Annotated in this window: 12 protein-coding genes; 2 read left to right on the top strand and 10 right to left on the bottom strand. The window is 71.1% G+C overall.

Annotated elements, in window-relative coordinates; translation table 11 throughout:
- From tyrS to argC, 8 genes are read right to left on the bottom strand one after another with little or no spacing between them, the layout of a single operon-like run.
- A complete protein-coding gene (gene tyrS / locus ACX1D0_RS02900; RefSeq protein ID WP_459019408.1) occupies window positions 1-1,254 on the bottom strand; it encodes a tyrosine--tRNA ligase in 1,254 nt (417 codons plus the stop codon).
- Between the two features lie 5 nt (window positions 1,255-1,259).
- Window positions 1,260-2,741 carry a carboxyl transferase domain-containing protein gene (locus ACX1D0_RS02895; protein ID WP_459019407.1) on the bottom strand — a complete coding sequence of 494 codons (1,482 nt, stop codon included), beginning with the start codon at window positions 2,739-2,741 and terminating at the stop codon, window positions 1,260-1,262.
- A gap of 13 nt (window positions 2,742-2,754) precedes the next feature.
- Window positions 2,755-4,167, bottom strand: coding sequence for an argininosuccinate lyase (gene argH / locus ACX1D0_RS02890; protein ID WP_459019406.1), 1,413 nt, complete (start codon window positions 4,165-4,167; stop codon window positions 2,755-2,757).
- Window positions 4,157-4,657: an arginine repressor gene (locus ACX1D0_RS02885; protein WP_459019405.1), complete on the bottom strand. Its 501-nt coding sequence runs from the start codon at window positions 4,655-4,657 to the stop codon at window positions 4,157-4,159. The genes argH and ACX1D0_RS02885 overlap by 11 nt, the downstream gene beginning before the upstream one ends.
- The gene (locus ACX1D0_RS02880) at window positions 4,650-5,822 is read right to left on the bottom strand and encodes an acetylornithine transaminase (protein WP_459019404.1); all 1,173 of its coding nucleotides are present in this window, start codon (window positions 5,820-5,822) and stop codon (window positions 4,650-4,652) included. Before ACX1D0_RS02880 ends, ACX1D0_RS02885 begins: the two co-directional genes overlap by 8 nt.
- On the bottom strand, window positions 5,819-6,724 hold the full coding sequence (gene argB / locus ACX1D0_RS02875) for an acetylglutamate kinase (protein WP_459020370.1): 906 nt from the start codon (window positions 6,722-6,724) through the stop codon (window positions 5,819-5,821). The genes ACX1D0_RS02880 and argB overlap by 4 nt, the downstream gene beginning before the upstream one ends.
- A 48-nt stretch (window positions 6,725-6,772) precedes the next feature.
- Complete coding sequence (gene argJ, locus ACX1D0_RS02870) at window positions 6,773-7,963, bottom strand: bifunctional glutamate N-acetyltransferase/amino-acid acetyltransferase ArgJ (protein WP_459019403.1); 1,191 nt, start codon at window positions 7,961-7,963, stop codon at window positions 6,773-6,775.
- An 11-nt stretch (window positions 7,964-7,974) separates the two neighbouring features.
- The gene (gene argC / locus ACX1D0_RS02865) at window positions 7,975-9,006 is read right to left on the bottom strand and encodes an N-acetyl-gamma-glutamyl-phosphate reductase (RefSeq protein ID WP_459019402.1); all 1,032 of its coding nucleotides are present in this window, start codon (window positions 9,004-9,006) and stop codon (window positions 7,975-7,977) included.
- An 81-nt stretch (window positions 9,007-9,087) separates the two neighbouring features.
- Here argC and ACX1D0_RS02860 point away from each other — a divergent pair, with 81 nt between their 5' ends.
- Together ACX1D0_RS02860 and putP are read left to right on the top strand one after the other, a co-directional pair.
- Entirely contained in the window at window positions 9,088-9,999 is a 912-nt protein-coding gene (locus tag ACX1D0_RS02860) for a hypothetical protein (protein WP_459019401.1), read from the top strand.
- A 60-nt stretch (window positions 10,000-10,059) separates the two neighbouring features.
- Window positions 10,060-11,541: a sodium/proline symporter PutP gene (putP, locus tag ACX1D0_RS02855; RefSeq protein WP_459019400.1), complete on the top strand. Its 1,482-nt coding sequence runs from the start codon at window positions 10,060-10,062 to the stop codon at window positions 11,539-11,541.
- Here putP and ACX1D0_RS02850 read toward each other — a convergent pair.
- Entirely contained in the window at window positions 11,438-12,799 is a 1,362-nt protein-coding gene (locus tag ACX1D0_RS02850; protein WP_459019399.1) for an MFS transporter, read from the bottom strand. The genes putP and ACX1D0_RS02850 overlap by 104 nt on opposite strands.
- Window positions 12,796-13,353 (bottom strand): TetR family transcriptional regulator, encoded by a 558-nt coding sequence (locus ACX1D0_RS02845; protein WP_459019398.1) that lies wholly within the window; start codon window positions 13,351-13,353, stop codon window positions 12,796-12,798. Before ACX1D0_RS02845 ends, ACX1D0_RS02850 begins: the two co-directional genes overlap by 4 nt.
- Between the last annotated feature and the right edge of the window lies 1 nt (window position 13,354).

Below are 13,354 nucleotides of genomic sequence, written 5' to 3'. Positions count from 1 at the left end.
TCACGCGACGAACACGCCGCCCACGGTCCTGCGACCGCGCCGGAGGATCGCGAACCGGCCGTGGAGCAGGAGGTCCGCCGTGAGCAGCAACTCGGGGTCCAGGATCTTCTCGTTGTTGAGGTAGGCGCCGCCCTCCGCGATGGCACGGCGCGCGGCGCCCTTGGACTCGACGACCCCCGACAGGGCCATGGCGTCGACCACACTGCAGTCCCCATGGATAGGTTGGCCACCGACGTCCCCGAGTACCGCCTCCAACGTCGAGGGCGCCAACTCCTCGAGCCTGCCGCGGCCGAACAGCGCGGCCGCGGCGCGGACCGCAGCCTCACGCTCAGCGACGCCGTGCACGAGGTCCGTCACGTCGTCCGCCAGCGCACGCTGCGCCGCGCGCTTGAACGGCTCCTCCGCAGTGGCCCGCTCCAGCGCCTCGATCTCCTCCCTGCCCCGGAAGGAGAACACCTTCAGGTAGTCGATGACCTTCGAATCCTCGGCGTTGAGGAAGAACTGATGGAACGCGTACGGCGAGGTGAGCGTGCCGTCCAGCCACACCGTCCCGGACTCCGTCTTCCCGAACTTGGTGCCGTCCGCCTTGGTCAGCAGAGGGGTGGCCATGGCATGCACACGGCCCTGGTCGCTCCGTCGGATCAACTCGACGCCCGCCGTCAGGTTTCCCCACTGATCCGAGCCGCCGGTCTGCAGTGTCACGCCGTACCTGCGGTGCAGCTCTCGGTAGTCCATGGACTGGAGGAGGACGTAGGAGAACTCCGTGTACGAGATGCCGGACTCCAGCCGTCGAGCCACCACGTCTCGCGCGAGCATGCGGTTGACCGGAAAGTGCCTGCCCACGTCGCGCAGGAAGTCCAGCACCGACATCTGGCTCGTCCAGTCGAAGTTGTTGACCATGGTGGCGGCGTTGGAGCCGTCGAAGGAGACGAATCGCTCCACCTGGGCCCGGATCCGCTCCACCCAGCCGGCCACCACCTCGGTCGAGTTCATCACCCGCTCCCCTGACTCCTTCGGGTCACCGATGAGGCCCGTGGCGCCGCCCACCAGCATGTAGGGATGGTGGCCGGCATCCTGCAGGCGGCGGGCTAGCAGCAGCTGGACGAGGTTGCCCGTGTGGACGCTCTGCGCCGTGGGATCGAATCCCACGTAGAACTTCACAGCCCCAGCATCCAGATGCGCGGCGAGCGCCTCCGGATCCGTCGAGTGGGCCACGAGGCCACGCCAGCGAAGATCGTCGAGGAGTGCGTTCACGCCCGTCAGCATATCCCCAGGGTGCGATACCGCCTCTGCCGTGCGGCGCGACGCTCGTCGCCCGGCCGCGCGATGACCCGCAGCACCTCGTCGTGGAGCGCGGCTCCCAACCGCCGGCAGAACTGCGCCCTGTCCGCGGCCGGGTCGTCGGGCTCGGGCACCACCCTGTCGACGATGCCCGCGGCCATGAGGTCGCGCGCCCGAACGCCCTGCGCAGCTGCCATCTCGGGCGCCCGCGCAGTGTCCCGGTGCACGATCGCGGCCGCACCCTCCGGAGGCAGCGGCGCCAGCCACGCGTGCTCGCTGGCCACCACCCTGTCGGCCGGCGTGAGCGCCAGGGCTATGCCACCGGTGCCCTGGCCCATGAGCAGGCTCACCGTCGGGGTGGGCAGCGTGAGCAGTTCGCTGAGCGTGCGCGCGATCTCGGAGGCGAGCCCCCGCTCCTCGGCCTCCTTGGAGAGGGCCGCACCCGGCGTGTCGATGACGCTGACCAGAGGCAGGTTCAATTCGCGCGCCAGGCGGATCCCCCGTCGCACCTCCCGCAGCGCGGCCGGATCCAGCGGCCGGCCCTGGTCGTGGCGGTCCTGCCCCACGACGACACACGGCGCCTCACCCCACCTGGCGAGCGCGAGCACCGATCCCGGGTGGGACTCTCCGTCGCCGGTGCCGTTCAGCATCGTCACGTCCCCGGCCGCGAGCGCCAGCAGGTCACGCAGACCCGGTCGGTCCGGTCGGCGCGTCCGCAGCACCGACTCCCACGCCGGCACATCCGGCAGGTCGACCGCCGGCGGATCGGGCACCCGAGCCGGGGGCGGCCCCTGCTCCATCACCCGCAGCAGCCTGTCGAGGACGCCCGCCACCTCCCCGGGCGCGCACACGGCGTCGATGACGCCCCGCTCCGCCAGATTCTCCGACAGCTGGACGCCGGCGGGGAACGGTTCCCCGTATAGCGCCTCATACACACGAGGGCCGAGGAACCCGACCAGGGCCCCGGGCTCCGCCAGCGTGACGTGCCCCAGCGATCCCCAGGACGCGAACACCCCGCCCATCGTGGGGTGACGCAGGTAGACGAGGTAGGGCAGGCACACGTCCTTGTGTGCCATGACCGCGCCGGTGATCTTGACCATCTGCAGGAACGCCACCGTGCCCTCCTGCATGCGCGTCCCCCCGCCCACCGGGAGCGCCAGGATGGGGAGCCGCTCACGCGTCGCCCGCTCGATGCCCGCAGTCAGCCGTTCCCCTGCCGACACCCCGATCGAGCCGCCGAGGAAGGCCGGGTCCCCGGCGACCACGGCGACGCGCCGCCCACGCAGCCTGCCCTCGCACGTGACCACCGACTCGTCCCGGCCGGTGGCGGCGCGGGCCGCGTCGAGGTCCGCACGGTACGACTCGACGCGTGGTGGATCGACGACGGGGACGTCCCAGGTTCGGCGCGAGCCCGCGTCCAGCAGGACCGCGAGCAGTTCCTCGACGCCGAGGCGGGGCACCGGTCTGCCCGTCTCAGCCGGCGACGAACTCAGCCAGCGCGGCCTGGGCCGCTCGCAGTTCGCGGGTCTGCTCACGCACCCGCGACGGCGCCGTGCCGCCCCTGCCGTCGCGGGAGGCGACGGAGCCCTCCACCGTCAACACGTCCAGGACCGAGGCATCGAGCACCGGAGAGATGGCGGGCAGGTCCTCCACCGTCAGATCCTGCAGCGTGAGTGAGCGCGACTCGCAGTACCGCACGGCCTCCCCCGCCACCTCGTGCGCCACGGCGAACGGCACGTGGGCGCGCACCAGATGGTCGGCGATGTCAGTGGCCAGGGAGAAGCCCCGCGGCGCGACCTCCGTCATCCGCCCGGCATGGAACGTCAACGTGTCCACCATGCCGGCCACGGCGGGCAGCAGGACGTGCAACTGGTCGATGCCGTCGAAGATGGGTTCCTTGTCCTCCTGCAGGTCCCGGTTGTACGCCAGCGGGAGGCCCTTGAGGGTGGCGAGCAGGCCAGTGAGGTTGCCGATCAGGCGGCCGGCCTTACCCCGGGCCAGTTCCGCGACGTCCGGGTTCTTCTTCTGCGGCATGATCGAGCTTCCGGTGGACCACGCGTCGTGCAGAGTGGCGAAACCGAACTCCGCCGTGCACCAGAGGATCACGTCCTCGGACAGCCGGGAGAGGTCGACCCCGATCTGCGCCAGCACGAAGGCGGCCTCCGCGATGAGGTCCCGCGACGCGGTGCCGTCGATGGAGTTGGCGACCGAGGACGCGAACCCCAGCTCGCGTGCCACCAACTCCGGGTCCAGCCCGAGCGACGTGCCCGCAAGCGCCGCGGAGCCGTAAGGGCTGACGGCCAGGCGCCGATCGAGGTCACGCAGGCGGTCGATGTCGCGCATCAGCGGCCAGGCGTGGGCCAGAAGATGATGACTGAGGAGGATCGGTTGCGCCGACTGCAGGTGGGTCCGCCCCGGCATCACGACACCGAGGTGCCGCTCTGCCTGCGCGGCCAGCGCGTCGACGACCCCGTTGACGTCCTGGGCGATCAGGCGGATCTCCTCGCGCAGGTAGCTGCGAATCAGCGTGGCGATCTGGTCGTTGCGCGAGCGCCCCGCCCGCAGCCGGCCACCCAGCTCGGCCCCGACGATGCCCTTCAGACCCCGCTCCAGCGCGCCGTGGACGTCCTCGTCGGTGTCGGCGGCGACGAACTCGCCCGATTCCACCCGGCGCGCCAGCTCCGCCAGGCCGGCGTCCATCGCCGCGGCCTGCTCGTCGTTGAGGAGCCCTGCCGCCGCGAGCGCCTTGGCGTGTGCGCGGGAGCCCGCCACATCGTGCAGGGCGAGCCTCCAGTCGAACTGCGTGGACTTGCTGAGCGCGAACATGGCCTCGCTCGGGCCCCCGGCGAACCGTCCGCCCCAGAGCCGTCCCTGATCAGTGCTCATCGCGCACTCCTGTTCCTGGTCGTCCGGTCTTGGTCATCTCGGAGATCCGCAGCACCACGTCGTCCGCGGCCGCCTCGTCGACGGCGATGACGAGGATGGTGTCGTCGCCCGCGATCGTACCCATCACGCCGCCCAGAGCGGCGGCGTCCAGGCTGGCCGCGAAATACTGCGCGGCCCCTGGCGGCACCTTGAGCACGATCTGGTTGCCCGCCGAACGCAGCGACTGAAGCATCTCCGCGCAGAGCCGCGCGAGCTTGTCCATGGTGGTGCCGTGCGCCTCGTCCGTGCCCGTCGCGTACACGAGCGAGCCGTCCGTGGCCCGCTGCCGGACCGCACCGAGCGTCAGGAGATCCTTGGACAAGGTGGGTTGACTCACGGTGATCCCCTCCCCGCTCAACGCCTCGATCAGGTCCGCCTGCGAAGCGTATCGGGCCTCCCCCAACAGCTGCCGCAGGGTGGCCAGCCGCCCCGCCCTGGTGACATCAGACATGAGGATCGAGGAGGGCGGGCAGTGCCGCGACGAATCCCTCCAGATCTGCCGGGGTGGCGATCAGCGGCGGGGCCAGGCGCAATACCCCGGGCCGGGGCGCGTTGATGATGAAGCCGGCGTCCAGCGCAGCATCGGCCACCGACGCCGCGACCTCCCGCGACAGCGTCACACCCAGGAGCAGTCCGCGGCCCCGCACTCCCGTGACCAACGGATGCCGCAGCCCCAGCACGGCCTCCCGGAGCCAGCGCCCGGTGGCCCGGGCGTTGTCCAGCACTCCGCCGGCCAGAGCATCGAGCACAGCGTTTCCGGCCGCCGACGCCACCGGGTTACCGCCGAAGGTGGTGCCGTGCTGACCCGGCTGCAGGAGTGTCGCGGCGGGGCCGGTGGCGAGGCAGGCACCGATCGGGAATCCGTTGCCCAGCCCCTTGGCCAGCGTGATCAGGTCCGCAACCACGCCGTCGGCGCGATGGGCGAGATACTCGCCGCAGCGCCCGAGGCCGGTCTGGACCTCGTCGATCCACAGCAGCGCTCCGGCGTCCGCGGTGATCCGGCGGACGGCGGTGAGGAAGCCCTCGGGCGCCGGCACCACACCGTTCTCCCCCTGCACCGCCTCGACGATCACGGCCGCCGTCCGGTCGTCGACCGCGGCCCGGAGCGCCTCCGCGTCGCCGAAGGGGACGAAGGTCACCTCACCAGGCAGCGGCTCGAAGGGCTCCCGATACCTGGGGTTGTGCGTGAGCGCGAGGGCGCCCATGGTGCGCCCGTGGAAGGACCCCTCCATCGCCACCAGCCTGGTGCGGCCGGTGAGGCGCGTCAGTTTGAAGGCCGCCTCGTTGGCCTCGGTGCCCGAGTTGGTGAAGAAGACCCTCGTCTCCGGCGCTCCGGTGAAGGCCGCCAACCGCTCCGCGAGGCGGACCTGCTGCTCGCTGGCGAAGAAGTTGGACACGTGCCCCAGGCGCCCGAGCTGCCCGGTGACGGCTGCCGTCACGCCCGGATGGTTGTGGCCGAGCGCGTTGACCGCCAGGCCGGACAGGAGATCGGTGTAGCGCATGCCGTCGGCGTCGTAGAGGTGCACCCCCTCGCCCCGCTCGAAGACACGCTTGGGCGGGCCGAACGCGTTCATCATGACGGCGGCGTACCGGGCCGCGACCTCTGACTGGTTCATGCGACTGCTCCCTCGTTGGTGACCATGGTGCCCACGCCCTCGTCGGTGAAGATCTCCAGCAGCAGGCAGTGCGGGATGCGGCCGTCGATGACCGTCGCGGACGTGACGCCGCCCTCCACCGCGTGCACGCAGGCCTCCATCTTCGGGATCATTCCGGAATCGAGCCCGGGCAACATGTCGCGCACCTCGTCGGTGGTGATCTGCGTGATCACGGACTCCTCGTCGGGGTAGTTGGCGTAGACGCCGGCCACATTGGTGAGCATCACCAGCCGTTTGGCGCCGAGCGCGACCGCCAGCGCCGCCGCCGCGGTGTCGCCGTTGACGTTGTGCACCTGGCCCTCGCCGTCTGGCGCCACCGTCGCGACGACGGGGATCCTGCCGGCGGCGATGAGGTCGAGGATGGCAGCCGGGTCCACCGATTCGACGTCACCGACCAGGCCCAGATCGATCTCCTCGTCGTCGACGACGAGGCCGCGACGCTTGGCCGTGAACAACCCGCCGTCCTCCCCGGACATCCCGACGGCGAACGCACCGTGCTGGTTGATGAGGTTGACCAGCTCGCGACCCACCTGGCCGACCAGGACCATGCGCACCACGTCCATGGCCTCCGGCGACGTCACCCGCAGCCCCCCGCGGAACTCCGAGGCGATGTCGAGCCGCTTGAGCATGGACGAGATCTGAGGCCCGCCCCCGTGCACCACGACCGGCCTCACGCCCACGCGGCGCAGGAACACGATGTCCTCGGCGAAGGCCCGCTTCAGCGCGTCGTCGGTCATGGCGTTGCCGCCGTACTTGATCACGACGGTCTGGCCGGCGTATTCGGCGAGCCAGGGCAGGGCCTCGATCAGAGTGCCTGCCTTGGCGATGAGTTCCGGCTGCTGCTGGATGCGGGTCTTGGTCATCATGGTCGATCCCTGGAAGCGGTGGTTAGGAGGGGTGCGGCACTGCGGTCAGGAGGAGTACTCCGCGTTCTCCCTGACGTAGTCGTAGGTGAGGTCGTTGGTGAGGATGGTGGCGCCCGCGTCTCCGGCGTGGAGGTCGACCAGCACGTGCACGTGGCGGCCGCCCAGATCCACCAGGGTGCGGTCGTCGCCGATCTGGCCGCCCCGGCAGACCATGACGCCGTTGAAGGACACGTCCAGCCGGTCAGGGTCGAACTCGGCGTCGGTCACGCCGATGGCGGAGAGCACGCGGCCCCAGTTGGGGTCGCCGCCGAAGACCGCGCACTTGAAGAGGTTGGACCTGGCGATCTCGCGACCCACGGACTCCGCGTCGCGCTCCGACGCCGCCCCCGCCACCTCGATCGCGATCTCGTGGGCGGCACCCTCCGCGTCCGCGATCAGCTGGCGGGCGAGGTCCTGGCACAGCGCGGTGAGCGCGCCCTGGAACACGGCCTGCTCCGGCACCTCACCGGAGGCACCGCTGGCCATGAGGATCACCGTGTCGTTGGTGGACATGCAGCCGTCGGAGTCCGCTCGGTCGAAACTCAGCCTCGTGGCCTCGCGCAGCGCCGCGTCGAGGGCGGTAGCGTCGAGTACGGCGTCGGTGGTGAGGACGACCAGCATCGTTGCCAGGCCCGGGGCGAGCATGCCGGCCCCCTTCGCCATCCCGCCGATCGACCACGGCCCGACGGTGACCCCCGCCTGCTTGGGCACCGAGTCCGTCGTCATGATGGCCGTCGCGGCTGCGCCTCCCCCGTCCGCGCTGAGGTGCCGGCACGCGTCCTCGACGCCGGGCAGGAGCAGGTCCATGGGGAGCCGCACGCCGATCAGCCCGGTTGAACAGACCGCCACGTTGTCCGTGATGAGGCCGAGCGCCGCCGCGACCCTCGATGCCGTGGCCGCGGAATCGGCCAAACCTTCTGGCCCTGTGCAGGCGTTGGCGCCGCCGGAGTTGAGCACCACGGCCTGCACCTGGCCGTCGGCCACCGCCTGCCTCGACCACTTCACCGGAGCCGCGACCACGCGGTTCGACGTGAACACGGCGGCGGCGGCCATGCTCGGGCCGGTGTTGACCACGACGGCGATGTCCGGGCGGCCGCTCGCCTTCAGGCCGGCCGTCACGCCGGCGGCGAGGAAGCCCGCCGGGAGGGTCACTCCGGCCACCGAGGGAAACCTCGGTGAAGGTTCTGCGCTGGTCATGGTCATTCCTCTCAGGGTGCGACGCCGACGGCGGAGAGCCCCAGGCCCTCCGGCAGGCCGAGGGCTAGGTTCATGGACTGGATGGCACCGCCGGCGGTGCCCTTGGTGAGGTTGTCGAGTGCGGAGATGGCGATCAGGCGGCCGGCGCCCTCGTCGACCACCACCTGCATCGAGACACGGTTGGATCCCGCGACCGCCGACGTCTGGGGCCACACGCCGGCGGGTAGCACCTCGATGAACGGTTCCCCAGCGTAGAAGTCGCGGTAGGCCCGCTGGGCCGCCTCCGTGGTGACACCCGCGGTCACCGGAGCTGAGCAGGTGGCGAGGATGCCGCGCGGCATGGGCACGAGCAGTGGGGTGAACGAGACGTTCACCCGGGCCGACGCGACAAGGCCGAGGTTCTGCACGATCTCCGGGGTGTGGCGATGGACCCCTCCCACGCCGTAGGGGCTCATGTTGCCCATCACCTCAGACGCGAGGAGGTGCGGCTTCAACGACTTACCAGCCCCGGACGTGCCGCTGGCCGCGACGATGACGATCTGCCCAGGATCCACCAGCCCGAGCGCGACGGCCGGCAGCAGCGCCAGCGTCGACGCCGTCGGGTAGCACCCGGGGACCGCGATCCGGCGCGCCCCCTTCAGCTTCTCCCGCTGGCCCGGCAGCTCGGGCAACCCGTAGGGCCAGGTCCCCGCGTGGGGGGATCCGTAGTAGCGCTCCCAGGCCGCGGCATCAGTGAGCCGGAAGTCCGCCCCGGCGTCGACGACCACCACGTCGTCTGCCAGCTGCGCGGCGATCGCGGCGGAAGCCCCGTGGGGCAGCGCCAGGACCACCACGTCGTGCCCGCCGAGCACCGCGGCAGTTGTGGCCTCGACGACGCGGTCCGCGAGAGGGAACAGGTGCGGCTGGTGGGAACCGAGACGGTCCCCCACGCTGGAGTTACCGGTGAGAGCGCCGATCTCCATCTCCGGGTGCTGGAGCAGCAGGCGGAGCAACTCGCCGCCCGCGTAGCCCGTGCACCCCGCCACAGCCACTGAATACGTCATGGGCTTGAGTATTCCACGGGTTCGATACATATTCCACCCCGGTCCGGATAATCTTGGCCCCCTACCGGAGAGGAGGCGCCCGTGACCGGAGTCGTCCGAACGACGCTGGCGCTCGTACTGCTCCTGGCCGCCGTCGGTGCCGCCTTCGGCGGGCTCGGCGCCCAGTGGCTGGACCAGGCCGCGCGGACGCCGGGGCCGATGCGCGAGATCGTGGCACCGCTGTCCACGGACGACCGCGTGGGTGAGGCCATCGCCGGTGAACTCAACACCGCCGCCACGCAGGAAATGCCACCACTCATCGGCCGGCTGCCGGGCGTGAGATCCCAGGTTGAGACGCTGATCGGCGAAGCTGTCGAGTCCGCGCTCAGCGACGAGGGGGTCACCCAGGCCTGGCACGTGTCCATCGACCGGTCCAGGGCGGAGTTCGTGGCTGGGCTGGACCGGATGCGCACGGAAGGGGCCGACGCCCCCACACTGTGGCTCCACCTCGAGCCCTTCGTCGAGTTGGGCGAAGCCCGGCTGGTGGATCTGACGCCCAGGCCGCTCCAGCCCTACGTGGCCCAACTCGAGCTGCCTGAGGACGTGCGGCTCGCCCTGGGCCGCCCCGCCACGGTCCAGGCGAGGTACGCGGCCGACGCCCTGGCCGTGGCCGGCCACTGGGAGTGGTTCTACGTCGCGGCGGCGGCCCTCGCGCTGGTGGGGCTGCTCGTCGGCTCGCGGCGGGGCCGGTGGGTCGCGTGGATCCTGGCGGTCGGCGCGGGCCTGGTCGGCCTGGCGCTGGGGCGCGGCCTCGTCGCCGACGTCGCGGCCCCGTCGGGTGACACGGTCGCGGCGGTGGTGGGTGCGCGCCTGGTGGAGGGCACGGCGTCGAGCCTGATGGCGTGGACCCAGCCGGCCGCCACCGTGGGCTGGGCCCTCCTGGCCCTCGGCGTGCTGGGCCTCCTCGTGGCCGCCGCCCGCCGCGGCCGAGCCACGGCGCCGCCCGCTAACTGAGCGCGGCCGCCGGGAACGAGGGTCATCGCGATAGGTTGACGCGGTCGAAAGGGAGACGCCATGACACCACAGACCTACCAGGGCATCGCCATGGTCGTGTACTTCGCCGCGATGATCGCCATCGGAGTCTGGGCGTACTACCGCACCAGCGACCTCAACGACTACATGCTGGCCGGCCGCCGGCTCGGGCCGGTGGCCGCGGCGCTGTCAGCCGGCGCCTCCGACATGTCCGGCTGGCTCCTCATGGGCCTGCCCGGCGCGCTGTACCTCTCCGGCATGGTCGAGTTCTGGATCGCCATCGGCCTCACCGTGGGGGCCTGGCTGAACTGGAAGTTCGTCGCCCCACGGCTGCGGACCTACACCGAGGTGTCGGGCGACGCCATCACCATCCCCAGCTTCTTCGGTAACCGCCTCCGGGACACCACGAAGGCGCTGCGGGTCACCGCCGGGGTGATCATCCTGGTGTTCTTCACCTTCTACGTCTCCAGCGGCATGGTGGCCGGTGGCAAGTTCTTCAACGCCTCCTTCGGCATGGATTACCGCCTCGGCATGGTCCTGGTGGCCGCGATCGTGGTGCTCTACACGCTGGTGGGCGGGTTCCTGGCCGTGTCGTACACCGATATGGTGCAAGGCCTGATGATGCTGGCCGCGCTGGTCGCGGTCCCCCTGGCGGGGATCATCCACCTGGGCGGCCCCTTCGCGTTGTACGACGCCGTCGTGGCGCTCGACGCGGACGCGTTCGCCCTCTGGGGCGCGACGACCACGGTGATGGGGGTGGTGTCGTCTGCGGCGTGGGGGCTCGGCTACTTCGGTCAGCCACACATCATCGTGCGCTTCATGGCGCTCCGCACGCCTCAGGACGCCGTGGCGGGTCGGCGCATCGGCATCGGCTGGATGCTCGTGTCGTGTTTCGGTGCGGCCGCGACCGCCCTGGTGGGCATCGCCCAGTTCAAGCGCGACGAGGGCATACTGCCGGATCAGGAAACGGTCTTCATCGCCCTCGGCCAGCTGCTGTTCCACCCACTCATCGCGGGTTTCATGCTGGCGGCCATCCTGGCGGCGATCATGTCCACCATCTCCTCCCAGCTCCTCGTCACGGCCTCCGCGCTCGTCGAGGACCTCTATCACGGGTTCGCCCGGCACGAACTGGCCCAGAAGCGCGGGGTGCTGCTCAGCCGCGTAGCGGTGCTGACGGTGTCTGTCATCGCCGCGGCCATGGCCTGGGAGCAGAACGACACCATCCTCGCCCTGGTGGCGTTCGCCTGGGCCGGATTCGGTGCGGCGTTCGGCCCCATCGTGCTGCTGAGCCTCTACTGGCGACGGCTGAGCTCGTGGGGAGCGCTGGCCGGCATGGTCGTCGGCGCGGTCACCGTCGGCATCTGGGGAACCCTGGACGGCGGCATCTTCGACGTCTACGAGATCCTGCCCGGATTCCTGCTCAACCTGGCGGCCGCGGTCCTGGTGTCATTGGCGACCTACCGACCTCATCCGGAGATCGAGGCCGAGTTCGACGAGCAGGTCCGGAAGCTGACCTCGGTGTGATCCCGGGGATCAGGCGCCATGCCCACGCGGCCCCGGCCCAGCAGGTGAGGCCGACGACCGCGCCCGCCGCGGTGATCGGCCACACCAGGGTCACCAGCGCCACCACTGCCGGGGCGACGAGCCGCCCCGTCCCGTTGATGGTGTTCCACCTGGCCAGGTGACGGGTGCGGTGCACCTCGGGGGAGAGGTCCACGCCGAGGGTCATCACGATCCCGGCGCCGAAGCCGTTGCCGAACGCCACAAGAGACGCGGAGGCGGCCAACGCCCAGAACGCCGCGGCGCCGGATCCGTCCGCGACCGAGGCCGTGAGTACCACGAGAAGGAGATACCCCGCCCCCGAGAACAGCAGGCACGGGACGAGGACCGCGGTGCGCCCATACCGGTCCATCAGCGTCCCGGCGGGGATGAACATCACGATCTCCACCACCGCCGCCACCGCGAACACCAGCGAGATCTCCTCACCGCGCAGCCCCAGCGTGGCGCCCAGGAGGGGGAGGATGAGCGGCCGGGAGATCCGCGACATGGTCAGTGGCACCGTCGCCAACCCGGCCAGCACCATGGTGACGCCGGCCGTGCGATGGGGCGCGTGCGGCGACGGGACCACGGGCAGCCTGCCGGCGGCCTGACGCACCGTCGGCCGGGCGGTGGCGTGCTCTCCGGGCAGCATGGTGACGGCCACCAGGACGGTGGCCACCGCCATCGCCAGGGCGTCCAGCGCGATCACCCAGCCCTCCGTACCGACGGCGATGATCCCGGCTCCGATCAGCGGGCCGATCACCATCCCGATGCGCATCATTCCGCCGAAGGTGCTCATGCCGCGCGCCCTCAGCTCGGGCGGGAGGGCGGTGCCGAGATAGGCCTGACGGCCGATGATCCACACCTCTCGTGCCACGGAGGACACCACGAGCGAGGCCACGAAGCCGGCCTGGTGCCACGGAGTGGAGCCACCGGATCTGGCGTGCTCCACCAGAACCAGCGTGGCCGCCTGCGTGAGGACGACGGCGATCCCGGTGACGATCATGGCCCGCCGCTCCCCCACGACCGTCATCAGCGTGCCGAGCGGAATGGGCCCGAGGACCCCGACGATGCCGGTGATCATCGTGAGGGTGGCCGCGGCGGGCACGGAGAAGCCCAACGCGAGGGCGATGAGGGGGATGACCGGCAGAGTGGCGCTCAGGCCCACGGACTGCGCGAGCGTCGGCGCGTACACGGGCCCGACGAGCGAGACCAGGACGGCACGGGCGCTCGGCGCCGTCATCGGCTCGCGGGGAGGGCCGCCACCCCGGTGGTGAACAGCGACAGGCCCCACGCGAAGTCGCGCTCGGCCTCGGACGCGTCGACGTGGGCGACCAAACCCAGCTGATGCATCTGGGCCTGAGTCTGCTCCTCCGTCACATGGCCCAGCACGAAGTGCAGGAGGGCCGCCATGCTCGCCGCCGGCTCTGCCACGCCGGCCGCGGCGAGACGGCTGCGGCCGGCGGCGCAGGGATCCACCGCACCGAGACCCAGGGCGTGCGCGGAGGCGACGAGTTCCGCGGCGTCGCGGTGGGCGAGCAGTGCCCCGCGCAGGTCTCCGGCCCAGCCGGTCAGCCACTCGGTCAGGCCGACGTCGTCGTCGGGCCGTCGCGCCGTGGCCAGGATGTGGTCCGCGACGGCCGCCAACAGCGACTGCTTGTTGGGGACGTGGTAATACAGCGCCCCCGCCTGGACCCCCAACGCGTCGGCGACCCTGCGCATGGAGAGGTCACCCAGGCCGTACTGGTCCAGGATGCGGAGTGCGGCGGCGACGATGGCACGGCGCGACAAGGCCACG

The organism is Tessaracoccus pujii (assembly GCF_054483895.1).
The sequence above is the reverse complement of the archived record's forward strand: the minus strand, read 5'-3'. Positions and strand labels throughout refer to the sequence as shown.

Excerpts from the sequence above, each read along its gene's own strand:
- argC (WP_459019402.1), bottom strand. The coding sequence starts at position 9,006 with ATGACGTATTCAGTGGCTGTGGCGGGGTGCACGGGCTACGCGGGCGGC.
- ACX1D0_RS02880 (WP_459019404.1), bottom strand. The coding sequence starts at position 5,822 with ATGAACCAGTCAGAGGTCGCGGCCCGGTACGCCGCCGTCATGATGAAC.
- argH (WP_459019406.1), bottom strand. The coding sequence starts at position 4,167 with ATGAGCACTGATCAGGGACGGCTCTGGGGCGGACGGTTCGCCGGGGGC.
- ACX1D0_RS02885 (WP_459019405.1), bottom strand. The coding sequence starts at position 4,657 with ATGTCTGATGTCACCAGGGCGGGGCGGCTGGCCACCCTGCGGCAGCTG.
- argJ (WP_459019403.1), bottom strand. The coding sequence starts at position 7,963 with ATGACCAGCGCAGAACCTTCACCGAGGTTTCCCTCGGTGGCCGGAGTG.
- putP (WP_459019400.1), top strand. The coding sequence starts at position 10,060 with ATGACACCACAGACCTACCAGGGCATCGCCATGGTCGTGTACTTCGCC.
- argB (WP_459020370.1), bottom strand. The coding sequence starts at position 6,724 with ATGACCAAGACCCGCATCCAGCAGCAGCCGGAACTCATCGCCAAGGCA.
- ACX1D0_RS02850 (WP_459019399.1), bottom strand. The coding sequence starts at position 12,799 with ATGACGGCGCCGAGCGCCCGTGCCGTCCTGGTCTCGCTCGTCGGGCCC.